Raw genomic sequence first — 16,831 nt, forward strand, 5'->3', positions numbered from 1 at the left:
CGCGGGCCCGACTCAGACGAGGGGGGCGCCTGAGCGCTCCTCCCAGCCGGGCAGGAGCCGGTCCAGGGCGAATCGCAGCGGCACGATATCGCCGTCGCGCCCGCCCTCCCCGATCGTCAGGGGCACGGGATCCGGGCTCGGGGAGACGCCGAGCAGCCTGTCCCTCAGCCCCAGCTGGCGGGTGAGGATGTAGAAGCGCCCCTCGACGTCGATCGCCACAGTCCTATCGGCACGCAAGTACCAGCCCCTCAGCGGAGTGCGCGCGCTGCCGCCGCCATAGCCCTTGGCCCTCAGCGCCACCGGCTCCAGGCCCTCCGCGGAGGCGGCGCCGAGGAAGGCCCGAACGATCCGCTCCGCCCGGGCGGTCTCGGCGGATCGGGAGGCCTGGAGCATCCGGGCCCTCTGGGCAGCGGCCTCACGGCGCCGGGCGGCCCAGTCGGCCTCCTCGGGATCCCCCGGCGCGGCCGCTGGGGGATCCGCGCGCTCCGGGACCGGGAGGCCGTGGTCGGGGGAGGGCTGGGCACCGGGCATGGCCCAAGCCTAAAGCGAGTCGTCAATGAGGCCACCAGGGGCTGTCGGATAGCGCAAACTGGAAGCATGTCCGAACCAGCCCGACTGCGCATCCGCCTCAACTCGGGATCAGCGGCGCCCGTCTTCGAGCAGATCTGCGATGCCGTGCGCCGCGACATCGCCTTCGGCCGTCTCCCCGCCGGAACCAGGCTCCCAACGACGCGGGCCCTGGCGGCCGAGATCGACGTCGCCGTCAACACCGTGGCCAAGGCCTATCGCGAGCTGGAGCGCGAGGGCGTCATCGAGGGCAGGGGGCGGCAGGGCACCTTCGTCATCGACCCCTCCGGGACGGCCGCCGAGCGCGAGGCCCTGCGCTGCGCCCACGCGCTGCGCGACCTCGGGCTGAGCCGTGAGCGGGCGCTCGACCTCCTCGCGCGCGCGTGGGGCCCCTGACGACTCAGGGGCCCCACGGCGTGACGTGACAGTGGTGTCGCGGTGACGTCGTGGCGCCCGCTCAGCGCGGGCGCCACGAGGCGGATCAGGACTTCTTCGCCCCCGGCTTCGCCGTGGGCTTCTTGGCGCCCTCCTCGGAGGACTGCTTGGCGGCCTTCTCGGCCCCGGGCTCGGCGTCGGCCTCCTCGCCCTCGGCGTCCTGGTGGGACTGCGCCGCCCGAGCGGCGTCGGCGCCGCTGATCACCGGGGCTGGCGCGTGGAGGAGGGCGGAGTCGCCGAGGATCCCGCGCATGTCCTCCAGGTAGGCGGCGATCGAGTCTCGCTGGCGCTCCAGCTCCTCGATCTGGCGACGCACCGCCGAGGTCTGGGCCTCGGCGTCGGCGCGGGCGTCCTCGAGGAGCTGCTCAGCCTGATCGCGCGCCTCGCGCACGATCTCGTCGGCCTTGTTGGTGGCCTCCTCGTAGCGGGTGCGGGCCTCGGCGTCGGTGCGGGCGCGCACCTTCTCCGCGCGATCGAGGGCCTCCTGGAGGCTCGCCTCTGCCTGAGCGGTCTGGGCCTGGGCCTCCTCGACCATCTGGCGGATCGACTCCTGGGTCTCCTGATGGGCCTTGGAGTCCTCGGTCGCGGCGGCCTCGTGCTGGTTGGCGATCTCCAGCGCCGCCTGCTGGCGGAGCTCGGCCACCTCGGAACGGGCCGCCTCCGCCTCGGCCTTGGCGTCGCGCACGAGGGACTCCGCCTCTGCCTTGGCGTTGCGAGTGAGGGACTCCGCCTCCGCGCGGGCCTTCTCCACGGTCAGACGAGCCTCCTCGCGCGAGGAGGTCAGCAGCGCCTCGGACTCCTCCGTGGAGGTCCGGCGCAGCTCCTCGGCGGCGGCCTCCGCCTCGTCACGGGTGGTGGCGGCCTGCTGATCGGCGGCGACGGTGGTCTCCGTGGCCTGCTTGTTCGCCTGGGCGATGACGAGGGAGGCCTCGCGCTCGGCCGAGCTGCGGGCCTCGGTGGCGGCGGTCCGCGCGTCCGTGGTCGCCTTGGCGGCGGTGCGCTCGGCCGCGGCCACCATCTCGTCGGCGCGGGCCTGGGCGTTGGCGAGCGTCGTCGCGGCCTCCGCCTGGGAGCGGCTGGTGAGCTCGCCGGCCTCGCGGCGGGCTTCCGCGACGAGAGTGGCGGCCTCGGAGGAACTGCGCTCCTGCAGGCGCTTGGCATTGGTGCGGGTGCGGGAGAGCAGGGCCTCGGCCTCGGCATTGGCCTTGGCCATCACAGTGGCGGATTGCTCCTCGGCGCTGCGCAGCAGCTGCTCGATGCGCGATCCGAGGCCGGCGTAGGTCGGCTTGTCGGCCTCGCGCAGACGACGGCGTGCATCGGCCAGCTCGCCGCTGAGCGTCATCGCTCGTTGGTCGAGATTGGCGACCTCGCGGCGCGCATCGCCCAGCTGCCGCACCAGGGACTCGATGCGCTGCTCGACCTGCGCGCGGTCGTAGCCGCGCATCGTCACGGCGAACTCATGGGTCTCGTCGGACACAGTGTCTCCATTCCTTATATGTGGGGCGGCGCCCCGACTCAGGGACAAGGGTAGGACTCCGGGTGGGTCGGTCGCGACCTCGGTACCCCTCGGGGTTTCCAGATTACTCTGCGATTGCTCCCAGGTCACTCCCAGGGTTTTTCGACGGTCGTCCGCTCAGGGCGCCGCGACTTGTGTGATGTTCCCCGGGAAGGTGGGAATCCGGTGCGCCGGCATGGGATTCTGGGCGCCAATGACCCGTTCCGCCCAGCGTCACGCCCGGGGCGCGGGGGACCAAACGCCGAGTCCGAGGAGTTCAGCGTCGTGAATCGACGACTCTTGAGCGCGATCGTCGCCGCTGCCGGCCTGATCGTCATCGCTCTGGCCGTCTGCTTCGCCACAGTGTGGCGTCCCAGCTCGACCATCGAAGCCACCCTTCCCACGTCGCCCGAGCAGAACTACGTCGTCACCGCCCCAGGCGTCCTCAACCTGGTCGACTCATCCGTGACGATCAAGGCCACCGCCGCCGACGGCTCCTCGCCCGTCGTGATCGCCGTCGGCCACGAGGCGGACGTCAAGGCCTGGCTCGCGAAGGACCCGTACCTGTCGGTCACCGGCCTGGCCGACGAGAAGACTCTCCAGGCCTCTCCCGTGACGGAGACCTGCGACTCCTCCGGGGCCTGCTCCGGGACGACGCCCTCCAACGCGGACCCCACCTCCTCGGACCTGTGGAGCAACAAGGCCAAGGGCACGGGCTCGGCGTCGGCCGTCGTCAACATCAGCTCCTCGGACGTGGTCGCGCTCATCGCCACGGATGGCTCGGGCCCCGCGCCGTCGGTGTCCCTGTCCTGGGAGCGGACGGTGTCCACGTGGTGGTTCATGCCCAGCCTGATCCTGGGCGGCCTGCTCATCCTCGTCGGGGTGTTCGGCCTGCTCCTCGACTTCCAGAACCGCCGGGCGGATGCTGAGCGCCGCAACCGCGCCGCCGAGCGGCAGGCCCGCCTCGACGCAGCCGATGGCGTGCCGACCGCGGCGGTGCCCAGCGTCGAGGACCCGGACCGCCCGCTGACCCGTCGGGAGAAGCGGGACAAGGAGCGCGCTGAGCGGCAGGGCGAGGAATGGGTGGACCCGCGCACCGGCCGCGCCTACGTCGGTGGCGTCGAGGTCCCCTCGATCCCCTCATCCCCCGAGGCCCTCACCGCCCAGGGTGCCGGGGCGGCGAGCGCGGCTCCGAGTACCGGCGTGACCTCCCACGATCCCTACGCCGACATGTCCGCCTCGACGCCCCCCAGCGGCGGCGCGACGGCATCCCTGACGCCGCTCGATCCCGCCTCAACGGCCACCGGTGACGACCGTGCCCCTGTCCTGCGGCCCTACGACGGCGCGCGCGATGGCGACCGGGGATCGGGGGCCGGCCTCGCCGGGCCCGTGGATTACTTCGGCACCGCCCCCGGCGAGGGCGACGGCGCCCAGGGGCTGCGCCCGGCGCCCTCGATGATCCCGGGCTCCGCGCCCTACTTCCAGGTGGACGACCCGCGGGGCGCGAGCGCCTCGGAGGCGCCGCCCGCTCACAGGGCCGGCTCATCGGGCCCCTCCACGGAGGACCTGGGCGAAGCTCGGACTCGGCAGGAGAGCGGACGGCCAGGGTGCCGGTGGCGCCCGGGATGACAAGGAGACCATCTGATGACCACGCGCCGTTCCTTCCTCGGGGGCGTGACCGCCTCGGCCGTTGCCGCGACGCTCACCGCCTGCGGGCAGGAAGTCACCACCACGCCCGCGGCCGCCACGGGCACACCCGAGGCCTACTCGGCGCTCGACTCCGAGCGCCTGACCTCCATCCTGGAGCGCATCAAGACAGGCCTGGCCCAGGCGGACACCGCCCGCACCGCCGACTCCCTCAACGGCTACCTGGTGGGGCCCGCCGCCCGTGGCCGCGCAGAGCAGTACGCCCTGGCCTCGGCCCTGGGGGACGACACGCGGATCAGCCAGATCGTCCTCGACTCCGCGGCGGGCGCCGCCAGCCTGGCTGAGGGCTTCCCGCGCACCGCCGTCGTGGTGTCCCAGCAGCCCGAAGCGGCCAAGGCCCCCTGGATCATGGTGTTGTCCCAGGACGGCGCCAGGGACAACTTCGGGCTGTGGGCCTGGGGCCAGCTCTTCCCCGGCGCGCGCGTGCCCGGGACCCCGACCGCGGCAGCCGGGACCGAGGCCATCACCGGGGACTCCACCGGGCTCGTCTCCACCCCCGCCGACGTCCTGGCCGCCTACGTCGATGCCCTCAACAACCCCTCGGGCGCCAACGCGACCACATTCGCCAATGACCAGGACCGCATCCGCTCACAGGTCGCCACGGACCGGTCCATCAACGACCAGGTCTCCGCCGCGGGCACGGTCACGGTCACGGTCACGGCGGGCACCGATGGCTTCCGCGGCCTGCGGACCGCCGACGGCGGGGCCATCGTCATGACCACCCTCGGCTACACCACGGAGTTCAAGCGCACTGTCAAGGGCGCCGGCTTCCAGGCCGGGCCGACGCTCGGCAAGATGCTGGCAGGCGATGACGCGGTCCGCGGCACCGTCACCGCCACCTACGACGCGATGATCGCCTTCTCGATCCCCGCCGAGGGGAACTCGGAGGCTCCCGCCGCGCTGGGCGGATCCGTGGTTCTCGCGTCCGTGACCAGGGACGACTCAACGTCTCCCGCCTGATTCCTATCCCGGTGCCCGGGGCGCGCGCATGGGGCCGCCCCGGGCACGCCCATTGACCAGTACCTGCCCGCGAGCAGCGGGCCCGATCCAGGAAGGCCGCCCATGAGCATGTTCGGCGCCGTTGACCTGTCCTCCCTCGCCCCGCGCCCCACCGCGGGCCCCGCGCCGGGCGCCCCCGCTGCGACGCAGGCCCCGCCGGCCGGTCAGGCCGGGGGCATCCCCGCCCCCTTGATCGTCGACATCGACGCCCAGGCCTTGCGTGATATCGCGGAGATCTCCTCGCGGGTACCCGTCGTCATCATCTGCCACAGCCCTCGCAGCGAGGCCGCCACCCAGGCCGTGACGATGCTGGGGCGCCTGGCCGAGGAGTACGCGGGCCGCTTCGAGCTCGCCCGCCTCGACGTCGACACCGCCCCGGAGGTCGCCCAGGCCCTCGGGGCGCAGGCGGTACCCACCTGCATCGCCCTCCTCGCCGGCCAGCCCGTGCCCCTGGCCCAGGGAGCAGTCGGCGAGGAGCAGGCCCGCGCCCTGCTCGACCAGCTCCTCCAGGTCGCCGCCGCCAACGGCGTGACGGGCCGCCTCGCTCTGGGCGCCCCCGCCGCGGACGATCCCGAGGAGCCCGCGGAGACCGAGGTCGAGCGCGCCGCCCGCGAAGCCATCGAGAAGGGGGACTGGGCCGGCGCAGAGGCGGTCTACGACCACGCCATCGCCAACAGCCCCGCAGACGCCGACCTCAAGACCGCCCGCGCCCAGGTGCGGATGCTCGCCCGCATGGATGGCCAGGACCCCGCCGCGCTGCTCGCCGCCGCCGACGACGCCCCAGAGGACCTTGGTGCCGCTCTGGCGGGGGCGGACGCGGCGCTCGCCGTGGGGGATGTCGAGGGCTGCCTCGCCCGGGCGCTCGACGCCGTCGCCCGTCACGGTGGTGATGAGCGCGAGACCGCCCGCCTGCGCCTCCTGGAGCTCTTCGAGATCATCGGCGCCAGCGCCCCCGAGGTCCAGGCCGCTCGCCGCCGCCTCGCGACGATCCTGTACTGACACGGACTCGACTGCCCGCCGGTGCCAAGCGGGAGGCCCGCCGCCCCGAAAAGGGCGGCGGGCCTCCCGCGCTCGGCCTCAGGCGATGGGCGTGGGGCTGATGCCCCAGACCTTCGCGTAGTCGCTGATGGTGCGGTCCGAGGAGAAGCGGCCCGAGCGGGTGATGTTGATCCAGGCGCGGCGCTGCCAGGCGCGCTGGTCGGCGTAGTCGGCGGCCATGCGGTCCTTGGCCTCGCGGTAGGCCGCGAAGTCGCCCAGGACGTAGTAGACGTCGGCGGGCTCGTAGGTGGCCTCGAAGATCGAGCGGCGCAGGTCCGCGAACCAGCCGGAGCCGTTGTCATCCAGCGTGCCGTCGATGAGGGCGTCGAGGACCCGCTTGAGGCCCGGGACGTTCTCGTAGTGCCAGGCCGGGTCGTAGCTCTCTCGCAGCGCGGGCAGCTCGTCCTCGGTGGCGCCGAAGATGTAGGCGTTCTGGGGGCCGACGGCCTCGAGGATCTCCACGTTCGCGCCGTCGAGCGTACCCAGGGTGAGGGCGCCGTTCATCATGAACTTCATGTTGGACGTGCCCGAGGCCTCCTTGCCGGCCATCGAGATCTGCTCGGAGACGTCGGCCGCCGGGATGATGTGCTCGGCGGGGGAGACGTTGTAGTTGTGGACGAACACGACCTTGAGGGTCTTGGAGATCACCGGGTCGTTGTTGATGAGCTCGCCGATGGTGTTGATGAGCTTGATGATGCCCTTGGCGCGGATGTAGCCGGGGGCGGCCTTCGCGCCGAAGATGAAGACGCGCGGAGGGACCACGAGCGTGGGGTCCTCCTTCATCCGGAAGTACAGGTCGAGGATGTAGAAGGCGTTGAGCAGCTGGCGCTTGTACTCGTGCAGGCGCTTGATCTGCACGTCGAAGATCGCGTCGGGGTCGATCTCGATGCCCTCGCGCGCCTTGATCCAGTCGGCGAAGTCAGCCTTGTTGGCGCGCTTGACCTCGGTCAGGCGGTCGAGGACGGCGTCGGTGGCGGCGCCGTCGAAGTCCTGCAGGGCGGACAGGTCGCGGACCCAGGCGTCCGAGCCGGTGACCTCGTCCAGGAGGGCGGACAAGCGCGGGTTGCACTGGCGCAGCCAGCGGCGCGGGGTGACGCCGTTGGTCTTGTTGTTGAAGCGCTCGGGCCAGATCGCGTGCCACTCCTTGAGGGTGTCGCGCTTGAGGATCTCGGTGTGCAGGGCGGCGACGCCGTTGATGGAGTAGGAGGCGTAGCAGGCGATCCAGGCCATGTGGACGCGTCCGCCGGAGATCGGGGCGATGTAGTCGATGGTCGCCTGGTCGATGCCGCGGGTGGCGAGGTCGGAGCGGAAACGGCGGTCGATCTCGCGCACGATCTCCATGATGCGCGGGAAGAGCTTGTCGAAGATGGAGATCTCCCAGGTCTCCAGGGCCTCGGCGAGCACCGTGTGGTTGGTGTAGGCGAAGGTCTTCGAGACGACGTCCCAGGCCTGCTCCCAGCCCAGGTGGTGCTCGTCGAGCAGGATGCGCATGAGTTCGGGGATGGCGAGCACCGGGTGGGTGTCGTTGAGCTGGATGGAGTTGAACTCGGCGAAGCCGGACAGGTCCGAGCCATGGTGGGCGACGTAGTTGTCGACGATCTCCTGCAGGGAGGCCGAGCAGAAGAAGTACTGCTGGCGCACCCGCAGCACCTTGCCCTCGTAGGTGGTGTCATTGGGGTAGAGGACGCGGGAGATGTCCGCGGTGCGCTCGCGCTCGACGATCGCGTCGGTGAAGCGCTGGGAGTTGAAGGCCTCGTAGTCGAACTCCTCGATCGCCTCGGCCCTCCACAGGCGCAGGGTGCCCACGTTCCTCGTGCCGTAGCCGGTGATCGGCATGTCGTAGGGAACGGCGCGAACAGTGAGGTCGTTGTAGCGCACGATGCGGGCGCGCTCCTCGCGGCGGATGACGAAGGGGTAGCCCTCCTCCATCCACGGGTCGGGGTGCTCGGTCTGGAAGCCGTCGGAGAAGAGCTGCTTGAACAGGCCGTAGCGGTAGAGGATGCCGTAGCCGGCCACGGGGAGGTCGAGGGTGGCGCAGGAGTCGAGGAAGCAGGCGGCCAGGCGGCCCAGGCCCCCGTTGCCCAGCGCGGCGTCGGGCTCCTGCTCGAGGATCTCGGACAGGTCCTGGCCGAAGGCGCCGATAGCCTCGCGGGCCTCCTCGACCAGCCCGAGGTTGGTCAGGTTGTTGAGCAGCGCCCGCCCCATGAGGAACTCGGCGGAGAAGTAGTGCTCCATCCGGCCCGCCTGGTAGGCGCGGGTGGTGGCGTACCAGTCGTCCGCGATGGCGTCGACGACGGCGGAGGACAGGCCCTGCCAGACCTCCATCGGGGTCGAGGCGTCGGCGGGGTGACCGGAGACGGCGCGGATTTGAGAGGGAACCGTCGCCATCAGGTTCTTCGTCATAGTTCTTCCCTTGTCGGACCTGGGTTCGGATGGCTGCAAGCGACTTGCAGAACTCGTTCAAATCGTACACGCAGCCGCTCCCCGTGCCACGGGGCGGGGGCCGGGGGGCCGGGAGGCCGGGCGGCCCCCGCCTGATCACCGTGGCCATGCCACGCCAGGGGCGGGCCCGCACGGACTCGCACGGACCCGCCCCTGGCGCGGCGGCGCATGATCCCCCGGGGCCTTTGACGGCGGCCCCGGGCGTGGCCCGCTCAGTCGCGGGTCGGGCGCAGGAAGACGGCGCCCATCGGGGGGATCCGCAGGCGGACCGAGGCCGGGCGGCCGTTCCACGGGAGCTCCTCGGCTTCGACATGGCCGAGGTTGCCCACCCCCGAGCCGCCGTAGAGCTCCGAATCAGTGTTGATGATCTCATCCCAGCCGCCGGCGAAGGGCAGGCCGACCCGGTAGCCCTCGTGCGGGGTGCCGGCGAAGTTGACGATGCAGACCACCAGGTCGCTGGAGCCGTCGGGGCCGGTCCCCTTGCGCAGGTAGGAGATGACGTTGTGATCGCCGTCGCCGGCCTCGATCCACTCGAAGCCGCGGTGGGAGAAGTCGTCGGCCCACATGGCCGGGGAGGAGGTGTAGAAGTGGTTGAGGTCGGTCACCAGGCGCAGCAGGCCGGCGTGGCCCGGGTCGTCCAGGAGCCACCAGTCCAGGGAGCTGTCCGCGTTCCACTCGGCGCCCTGGCCGATCTCCTGGCCCATGAACAGCAGCTGCTTGCCGGGGTGCGACCACTGGTAGGCGTACAGGGCGCGCAGTCCCGCGAGCTCCTGCCAGGCGTCGCCGGGCATGCGCGACAGCAGCGAGCCCTTGCCGTGGACGACCTCGTCATGGCTCAGCGGCAGGATGAACTGCTCGGAGAAGGCGTAGACGAGGGAGAAGGTCAGCTCGCCGTGGTGGTAGCGGCGGTTGATCGGCAGCTCCTGCAGGTAGCGCAGGGTGTCGTTCATCCATCCCATGTTCCACTTGAGGCCGAAGCCGAGGCCGCCGTAGTTCGTGGGGGCGGTGACCCCCGGCCAGGCGGTCGACTCCTCGGCGGCCATGATGATGCCGGGGTTCTTCCGGTACGCGGTGGCGGTGGCCTCCTGGAGGAAGCTGATGGCCTCCAGGTTCTCCCTCCCGCCGAACTGGTTGGGGGCCCACTGGCCGTCCTGGCGCGAGTAGTCCAGGTAGAGCATGGAGGCGACGGCGTCCACGCGCAGGCCGTCCACGTGGAACTCGCCGAGCCAGTACAGGGCGTTGGCCACCAGGAAGTTGCGGACCTCGTTGCGCCCGAAGTTGAACACGTAGGTGCCCCAGTCCGGGTGCTCGCCGCGACGGGGGTCGGGGTCCTCGTACAGGGGCGTGCCGTCGAAGCGGGCCAGGGCCCACTCGTCCTTGGGGAAGTGGGCCGGGACCCAGTCGAGGATGACGCCGATGCCCGCCTGGTGGAGGGCGTCGATGAGGTACTTGAAGTCGTCCGGCGTGCCGAAGCGCGCGGTGGGGGCGTAGTAGCCGGTGACCTGGTAGCCCCATGAGCCGCCGAAGGGGTGCTCGGCCACCGGCATGAGCTCCACGTGGGTGAAGCCCGCCTCCTTGACGTAGGGGACGAGCTGGTCGGCCAGGCCCCGGTAGCCCAGGCCCTGGCGCCATGAGCCGATGTGGACCTCGTAGATGCTCATGGGGCCCGAGTGCGGGTCGGTGGCGCTGCGGCGCTCCATCCACTCCTGGTCGCCCCACTCGTGGACGGCGGTGGTGACCACGGAGGCGGTGGCCGGGGGGACCTCGGTGGCGCGCGCCATCGGGTCCGCCTTCTGGTGCCAGGAGCCGTCGGCGAAGCAGATCTCGAACTTGTAGCGGGCCCCCACGCCGACGCCGGGGATGAACAGCTCCCACACGCCCGAGGAGCCGAGTGAGCGCATGGCCGAGGCGGTGCCGTCCCAGTAGTTGAAGTCGCCGACGACGCGCACGGCGCGCGCGTTGGGCGCCCACACGGCGAAGGCCGTGCCGTCGACGCCGCCCATGGGGCCCTCATAGTGCTTGAGGTGGGCGCCGAGCACCTCCCACAGCTCCTCGTGGCGGCCCTCGGAGATGAGGTAGGTGTCCATCTCACCCAGGGTGGGCATGAAGCGGTAGGGGTCGTCGACCCGGGTGGTCTCCTCGCCGTAGGTGACGTCGATGCGGTAGTCCGGGACCGAGTCCCCGGGGAGGACGGCGACCCAGACGCCGTCCTGCTCGTGCGCGGCGGGGAACTCGCCCTCGGGGGTGACCACCGAGACGGAGTCGGCGAGGTGGCGCACGGTGCGCACGGTCACGCCGTTGGCGCCGACGTGGGCCCCGAGGACCTCGTGCGGGTTGTGGTGGCGCGCGTAGGCGACATCCGCGAGGATCCAGGGCTCGACCTCGACAGGGGAGGAGCCGGTCTCGGCATCGGGGGCGGGGGACTGCGAGGGGGACCCGGAGGGTGTGGCGTCGGTCATGATCGTGATTCTTCCATGGCGGGGTGAGCTGATGCGAGGGAATGAGGTCTCTGGTCGCCCCGGATGAGGGGGAGGGCGATGCAGGAGGCGCTCCGGTCAGCCTCCTGCCGAGTCGTGAGAAGCGTTGCGAGCGGCGACGATTCCGGCCAACCCCCGCAGGGGGATCGCCAGCCAGTCCGGACGGTTGCGGGCCTCGTACACGGCCTCGTACAGGGCCTTGTCGAGCTCGAGGGCGGCCAGGAGGACGGACTGCCGCCGCGCCTCCTCCGCGCCGGCCCCATCCCCTGGCGCGACGGCGCTCTCGGCGCGGTAGCCGCTCAGGAAGGCGCCGCGGACCGCGGGGAGCCAGTCGGTGCCGGCGGCTCCGGCATCACCGCTGGAACCCCGCGCGCCGACGGCGCCGCCCGCCCCGCCGACCGCCCAGGCGTAGTCGAAGGAGCGCAGCATGCCGGCCACGTCCCGCGCAGGCTGATCGGGTCGGGTGCGCTCGGCCAGGGGGCGCAGCGGCTCGCCCTCGAAGTCCAGGACGTACCAACGCTCGGCGCCCCCGATCTCGTGGAGGACCTGGCCGAGGTGGTAGTCGCCGTGCACCCGGCAGGCGGGCTCGAGGGCGGGAAGGGAGGCCAATTCCGCCAGGAGGGCGTCGACCGCGGCACCCAGGCCGGGGACCTCCTCGGCCAGGGCCGGGACCTCGCGCATGGCCCAGTCGGCCCGCTCGCGCAGAGCGCGGGCCAGCGCCTCCGGCGCCCGCGGGGGCGCCTCGCCCAATGAGGAGCGCAGATGAGCGTGCATCTGCGCGGTGGTCGCCCCCAGGTCCGCCGCCAGGGCCAGGGCGCGCTCGCGCGCGGGCCCGGAGGCGTCGTCGTCGGCGGCCAGCGAGCAGAACAGCTCGAAGCCGTCATCGGCCCTGGGGATGAAGGCGCAGGCCACCGCCGTGTCCATGGAGGCGGTGGAGACCGCGGGGGTCGTGGGGGTCGCGTCGCCGCTTGAGCCCCCGCCCCCGTCGTGGGCGGGCTCGAGCCTCTGTGACGGACCAGGCCACGGGTATGCGCACGCGGTCCCAGCCGTCGCGCGCGAGCGCTACGGGAACCTCCACGTCAGGGTTGCGGCCGGGGGCGAGCACGCGGAAGAGCTTGACGATGAGGTCGCCGGTGGCGGCGTCCTCCGGGCCCGAGGCCCGCTCGGGGTCGCGGGGGGCGGGCATGATGACGCTCGTGTTGGACTGCTCGCCGGTGGTCACGCGCAGCCGCTCGGCGCGCTGGGCGATCGCCGCGGCGCCCTCGGCGCCGAGCACGGTTCCCGCGGCGGCGGCGTCCTCGGCCCACGCCCGCCAGAAGGCGGGGTGGTGGGCGCCGTCGATGAGCGCCAGCTCGCGGCCCTGGGAATCGGTCATGAGCAGTCCCTCGGACCCGGGGGCGCCGCCGTCGACGGCGTAGCGCGCCAGGTCCTCGGGCGCCCCCAGCACGAGCGGAACGTGGATGAGCGCCTCGGGGGCCCGGCCCGCGGCATCGCCTCGCGGGGCGGCGACGATGAGGTCGCGGGCGCCGGGCGCCAGATCGACGCAGTGGGCCAGCCTCAGCGCTGACGGCGCGGCGTCGCCCTTGAGGGGGAACCACCGGCGCGCCAGCATCCAGGGCAGCAGGGCTTCCAGGAGGTCCTCCTCCGTGGGCCACTGGGTGGGGGTGGCGTCGCTCATCGCGGCTCTCCTGTCTCGTCGTCGTGCCCCGGCCTCGGGCCGGCGCTCTCGCCATCCTCATGATCACGGCCGTCCTCGCGGCCCCCGCCCTGGAGGGGCAGGACCTCGAGCCAGTAGTAGCCCAGGCCGCTGAGGGTCAGACGCAGGGAGCCGTCCGCCCCGACGGAGGGGAAGGGCGTCCCCCCGAAGACGTCCCGGGTGGGCCTGCCGGCGAGCTCGGGGACGCTGATGCTCACCGCCCGCGGGGTGGCGGCCAGGTTGGCCACGCAGACGAGGGTCGCGCCGCCCTCGTCGCCCGGCGTGCCGTCCTCGTCGCGCGTGTGGGCCAGGATCGCGGGGTCGGAGGCCTCGCGCAGGGCGAAACCGCCTCGGCCCAGGACCGGGTAGGCGCGGCGCAGGCGCAGGATGCGCCGGGTGAAGTGGAGGAGGGAGTCGGGCCGGCCCATCTCCGTGGCCACGGTCAGGTGCGCGTAGCCGGGCGTCTGGATCACCGGGAGGGTGAGGGCCCCGGGGTCCACCACCGTGGAGAAGCCCATGTTGGGTGAGTCGTCCCACTGCATGGGGGTGCGCACGGCGTCGCGGTCCTCCAGCCAGATGTTCTCCCCCATGCCGATCTCATCGCCGTAGTAGAGGCAGGGGCTGCCCGGCAGGCTCAGCAGGAGGGCCAGGGCCAGCTCGGTCTCCGCTCGGGAGGCGTCCAGGAGGGGGGCCAGGCGGCGCCGGATGCCGATGTTGGCGCGCATCCGCTCCTCGGGCGCGTACCAGGCGTACATGTGGGCGCGCTCCTCCTCGGTGACCATCTCGAGGGTGAGCTCGTCGTGGTTGCGCAGGAAGGTGCCCCACTGGCCATGGGCGGGGATCTCCGGGGTGCGCTCGAGCACCCAGCGGATCGCCTCGGCCGAGCCCGCGCGCAGGGCGTAGTAGATGCGCGGCATCACCGGGAAGTGGAAGCACATGGTGCACTCGGGGGCGTCGGCGGTGCCGAAGTACTCCACGACCTCGTGGGGCCACTGGTTGGCCTCGGCGATGGTGATGGTCCCGGGGAACTCGCGGTCGAGCATCGCCCGGATGCCCGCGATGATCGAGTGGGTGGCGGGAAGGTTCTCGCAGCTGGTGCCCTCGGCCTCCGCCAGGTAGGGGATCGCGTCGAGGCGGAACCCGTCCACCCCGGTGCAGGCCCAGAACCGCACGACGTCGTGCACGGCTTCCACCACGGCGGGGTTGTCGTAGTTGAGGTCGGGCTGGTGGGAGAAGAAGCGGTGCCAGTAGAACTGACCGCGCTCGACGTCGTAGGCCCAGTTCGACTCCTCGGTGTCCACGAAGATGACGCGCGTGCCCGGGTACCCGGAGTCGTCGTCGCGCCACACGTAGAAGTCGCCGTAGGGGCCCTCGGGGTCGGACCTGGAGGCCTGGAACCACGGGTGGGCGTCCGAGGTGTGGTTGAGGACCATGTCGATGACGATCCTCATGCCGCGCTGGTGCGCCTGGTGGACGAGCTCGCGGAAGTCCTCCATGGTGCCGTAGCGCGGGTCGATGGCGGTGTAGTCGGAGATGTCGTAGCCGCCGTCGCGCATGGGGGAGGGGTAGAAGGGCGGGATCCAGATGCAGTCCACGCCCAGCCAGGCCAGGTAGTCCAGGCGGGTGATGAGGCCGGGGATGTCCCCGACGCCGTCGCCGTCGGAGTCCGCGAAGGAGCGCAGGAGCGCCTCGTAGAACACCGCGGTGCGGAACCACTCGGGGTCGGCGTCCAGGCCGGGGCGCGGCTGCTCGGGCAGCACCGGCACGCCCGGCACGGGCGCGACCACCGTCATCGGCGCCGCCATGGAGGTGGGGCCGGTGCTCACCGGGGGCCCCATGACCGCCGGGGGGCGCGCGCCGGCGGTCAGCGGGCCGGTGGGCGGGGACCCGGGGGCCAGCGGGCTGGGAGCGCTCACAGGGCGCGCACCCGCATGACGTGCGCTACCTGGCCCGAGTGCGGGTCGAGGCGGATGTAGCTCGAGCCGGACCACTCGTAGTCCTGCCCGGTGAGCTCATCGGTGACCGCCAGGCAGGGGCGCGAGCCGTCGGCGTCCTCGGGCAGCCCCAGCTGGACGAGGTTGAGGCTCAGCTGGCCGATCTGCGCGTTGCGCGGGTCGAGGTTGACCACGGTGAGCACGACGTCGTCCTCGCCAGTCGCGCCGGTGGGCCCCCCCGGGGCCTCGGCGGCGCGCGCCCGCTTGGAGTAGGCGATGATCTGGTCGTTGCCGGTGTCGTGGAACCAGATGTCCCGCAACTGGCCGAGCGCGGGGTGGGAGGCGCGGATCGCGTTGAGCCGGGTGAGGAGGTCCTCGATGCCGTTGCTGCGGGCGGCGGCGAAATCGCGCGGCTTGTACTCGTACTTCTCGTTGTCGATCTGCTCCTCGTAGCCGGGGCGCGGAACGGACTCGGCCAGCTCGTAGCCGGAGTAGATGCCCCAGGTGGGGGACAGGGTGGCGGCGAGCACGGCGCGCAGCTTGAAGGCGGGCGCGCCCCCGTGGGTCATGAACGGGGTGAGGATGTCGTGCGTCGTGGGCCAGAAGGCCGGGCGCAGCACGTGCGCGGTCTCCTGGGAGAGCTCCACGAGGTAGTCGGTCAGCTCCTCGCGGGTGTTGCGCCACGCGAAGTACGTGTAGGACTGGTGGAAGCCGATCTTGCCCAGGGTGCGCATCATCGCGGGCCGGGTGAAGGCCTCGGCGAGGAAGAGGACCTCGGGACTGGTGGCGCGGACCTCGCTGATGAGGCGCTGCCAGAAGTCCAGGGGCTTGGTGTGGGGGTTGTCCACGCGGAAGATCGTCACGCCGTGGGCGATCCAGGTGTCGACGACCCCCTTGACGGCGTCGTAGATGCCCTCGGGGTCGTTGTCGAAGTTGAGGGGGTAGATGTCCTGGTACTTCTTGGGCGGGTTCTCCGCGTAGGCGATGGAGCCGTCGGCCAGGACCGTGAACCACTCGGGGTGCTCGGCCACCCACGGGTGGTCCGGGGAGCACTGGAGGGCCAGGTCCAGGGCCACCTCCATGCCGAAGCTCGCGGGAGCGGGCCACGAGGGCGTCGAAGTCCTCGAAGGTGCCCAGGTCCGGGTGGATGGCGTCGTGCCCGCCCTCGGCCGAGCCGATGCCGTAGGGAGAGCCCGGGTCGCCCGGCCGCGCGTTGAGGGTGTTGTTGCGGCCCTTGCGGTTGGTGGTGCCGATCGGGGAGATGGGGGTGAGGTAGAGGACGTCGAAGCCCATGGCCGCGATGCGGTCCAGGTTCTCGGCGGCGGTGCGCAGCGTGCCGGAGTGCCAGTTGCCGTGCTCGTCGCAGTAGGCGCCCAGCGACCGGGGGAAGATCTCGTACCAGGAGCCGGCCAGGGCGCGGGGGCGGTCCACCTGCAGGGGGTAGGCGCGTGAGGGGGAGACGAGGTCCCGCAGCGGCAGGCGGTCCAGGACGGTGACGACGGCGTCGGCCAGTCCCGCCTCCAGGCGCTCGACGGCCGAGCGGGAGGCGTCGCGCAGGACGGCCGCGGCGGCTCCTAGCACGGCGGCGTCGGCCCGGCCCCGGCCGGGCACGGCCCGGGCGCGCTCCATGAGGCGCGCGCCCTCCTCAAGCATGAGCTCGACGTCGACGCCGGCGGGAACCTTGATCCCGGCGTCATGCGCCCAGGTGGCGTAGGGGTCCGACCACCCCTCGACGCGGAAGGACCAGTCGCCCGGGGTGTCGGGCGCCAGGCGCGCCTCATAGAGGTCCAGGCCGGGGGCGATGAGCCGCATCCGGGCGCTGGGCCCGTCGGTGCCGTCCGGGCGGATGAGCACGGCGGTCGCCGCGAAGCGGTCATGCCCCTCGCGGAAGACGGTCGCGCGGATGGGGATGACCTCACCGGACACCGCCTTGGCGGGCCAGTGGCCATCCTCGACCACGGGGAAGACCTCGGTGACCGGGATCCGGCCGATGAGGGGGCGGGCAGGACGCGGAGCAGCGGTGTGTCGGATCACAGGGCAA

Annotated in this window: 11 protein-coding genes and 1 pseudogene; 4 read left to right on the forward strand and 8 right to left on the reverse strand. The window is 72.2% G+C overall.

What is annotated here, in order from left to right; translation table 11 throughout:
• Positions 1 to 12: 12 nt before the first annotated feature.
• Complete coding sequence (locus ABXS69_RS04135; RefSeq protein ID WP_366181291.1) at positions 13 to 531, reverse strand: hypothetical protein; 519 nt, start codon at positions 529 to 531, stop codon at positions 13 to 15.
• A gap of 66 nt (positions 532 to 597) precedes the next feature.
• Here ABXS69_RS04135 and ABXS69_RS04140 point away from each other — a divergent pair, with 66 nt between their 5' ends.
• Positions 598 to 963: a GntR family transcriptional regulator gene (locus ABXS69_RS04140; RefSeq protein WP_366181292.1), complete on the forward strand. Its 366-nt coding sequence runs from the start codon at positions 598 to 600 to the stop codon at positions 961 to 963.
• 85 nt (positions 964 to 1,048) lie between these two features.
• On the opposite strand, the gene ABXS69_RS04145 is transcribed toward ABXS69_RS04140, so the two are convergent.
• Complete coding sequence (locus ABXS69_RS04145) at positions 1,049 to 2,479, reverse strand: hypothetical protein (protein ID WP_366181293.1); 1,431 nt, start codon at positions 2,477 to 2,479, stop codon at positions 1,049 to 1,051.
• A 303-nt stretch (positions 2,480 to 2,782) separates the two neighbouring features.
• Between ABXS69_RS04145 and ABXS69_RS04150 the strand changes: the two genes are divergently transcribed.
• From ABXS69_RS04150 to ABXS69_RS04160, 3 genes are all read left to right on the forward strand, one after another.
• On the forward strand, positions 2,783 to 4,126 hold the full coding sequence (locus ABXS69_RS04150) for a hypothetical protein (protein ID WP_366181294.1): 1,344 nt from the start codon (positions 2,783 to 2,785) through the stop codon (positions 4,124 to 4,126).
• Positions 4,127 to 4,141: 15 nt separating this feature from the next.
• Positions 4,142 to 5,164 carry a hypothetical protein gene (locus ABXS69_RS04155; protein WP_366181295.1) on the forward strand — a complete coding sequence of 341 codons (1,023 nt, stop codon included), beginning with the start codon at positions 4,142 to 4,144 and terminating at the stop codon, positions 5,162 to 5,164.
• A gap of 102 nt (positions 5,165 to 5,266) precedes the next feature.
• Positions 5,267 to 6,202: a tetratricopeptide repeat protein gene (locus ABXS69_RS04160; RefSeq protein ID WP_366181296.1), complete on the forward strand. Its 936-nt coding sequence runs from the start codon at positions 5,267 to 5,269 to the stop codon at positions 6,200 to 6,202.
• Positions 6,203 to 6,280: 78 nt separating this feature from the next.
• Here the strand turns inward: ABXS69_RS04160 and ABXS69_RS04165 are convergent, their stop codons facing one another.
• From ABXS69_RS04165 to ABXS69_RS04190, 6 genes and pseudogenes are all read right to left on the reverse strand, one after another.
• Positions 6,281 to 8,644 carry a glycogen/starch/alpha-glucan phosphorylase gene (locus tag ABXS69_RS04165; RefSeq protein ID WP_366181297.1) on the reverse strand — a complete coding sequence of 788 codons (2,364 nt, stop codon included), beginning with the start codon at positions 8,642 to 8,644 and terminating at the stop codon, positions 6,281 to 6,283.
• A gap of 251 nt (positions 8,645 to 8,895) precedes the next feature.
• Entirely contained in the window at positions 8,896 to 11,142 is a 2,247-nt protein-coding gene (gene glgB, locus ABXS69_RS04170) for a 1,4-alpha-glucan branching protein GlgB (RefSeq protein WP_366181298.1), read from the reverse strand.
• Between the two features lie 96 nt (positions 11,143 to 11,238).
• Entirely contained in the window at positions 11,239 to 12,084 is an 846-nt protein-coding gene (locus tag ABXS69_RS04175; protein WP_366181299.1) for a phosphotransferase, read from the reverse strand.
• Positions 12,041 to 12,838, reverse strand: coding sequence for a hypothetical protein (locus ABXS69_RS04180; RefSeq protein ID WP_366181300.1), 798 nt, complete (start codon positions 12,836 to 12,838; stop codon positions 12,041 to 12,043). The genes ABXS69_RS04175 and ABXS69_RS04180 overlap by 44 nt, the downstream gene beginning before the upstream one ends.
• The gene (gene treS / locus ABXS69_RS04185; RefSeq protein WP_366181521.1) at positions 12,835 to 14,661 is read right to left on the reverse strand and encodes a maltose alpha-D-glucosyltransferase; all 1,827 of its coding nucleotides are present in this window, start codon (positions 14,659 to 14,661) and stop codon (positions 12,835 to 12,837) included. The genes ABXS69_RS04180 and treS overlap by 4 nt, the downstream gene beginning before the upstream one ends.
• A gap of 107 nt (positions 14,662 to 14,768) precedes the next feature.
• Positions 14,769 to 16,824, reverse strand: a pseudogene (locus ABXS69_RS04190) (alpha-1,4-glucan--maltose-1-phosphate maltosyltransferase).
• Positions 16,825 to 16,831: the final 7 nt, after the last annotated feature.

The organism is Actinomyces timonensis, assembly GCF_040702965.1.
Lineage (GTDB): Bacteria > Actinomycetota > Actinomycetes > Actinomycetales > Actinomycetaceae > Actinomyces > Actinomyces timonensis_A.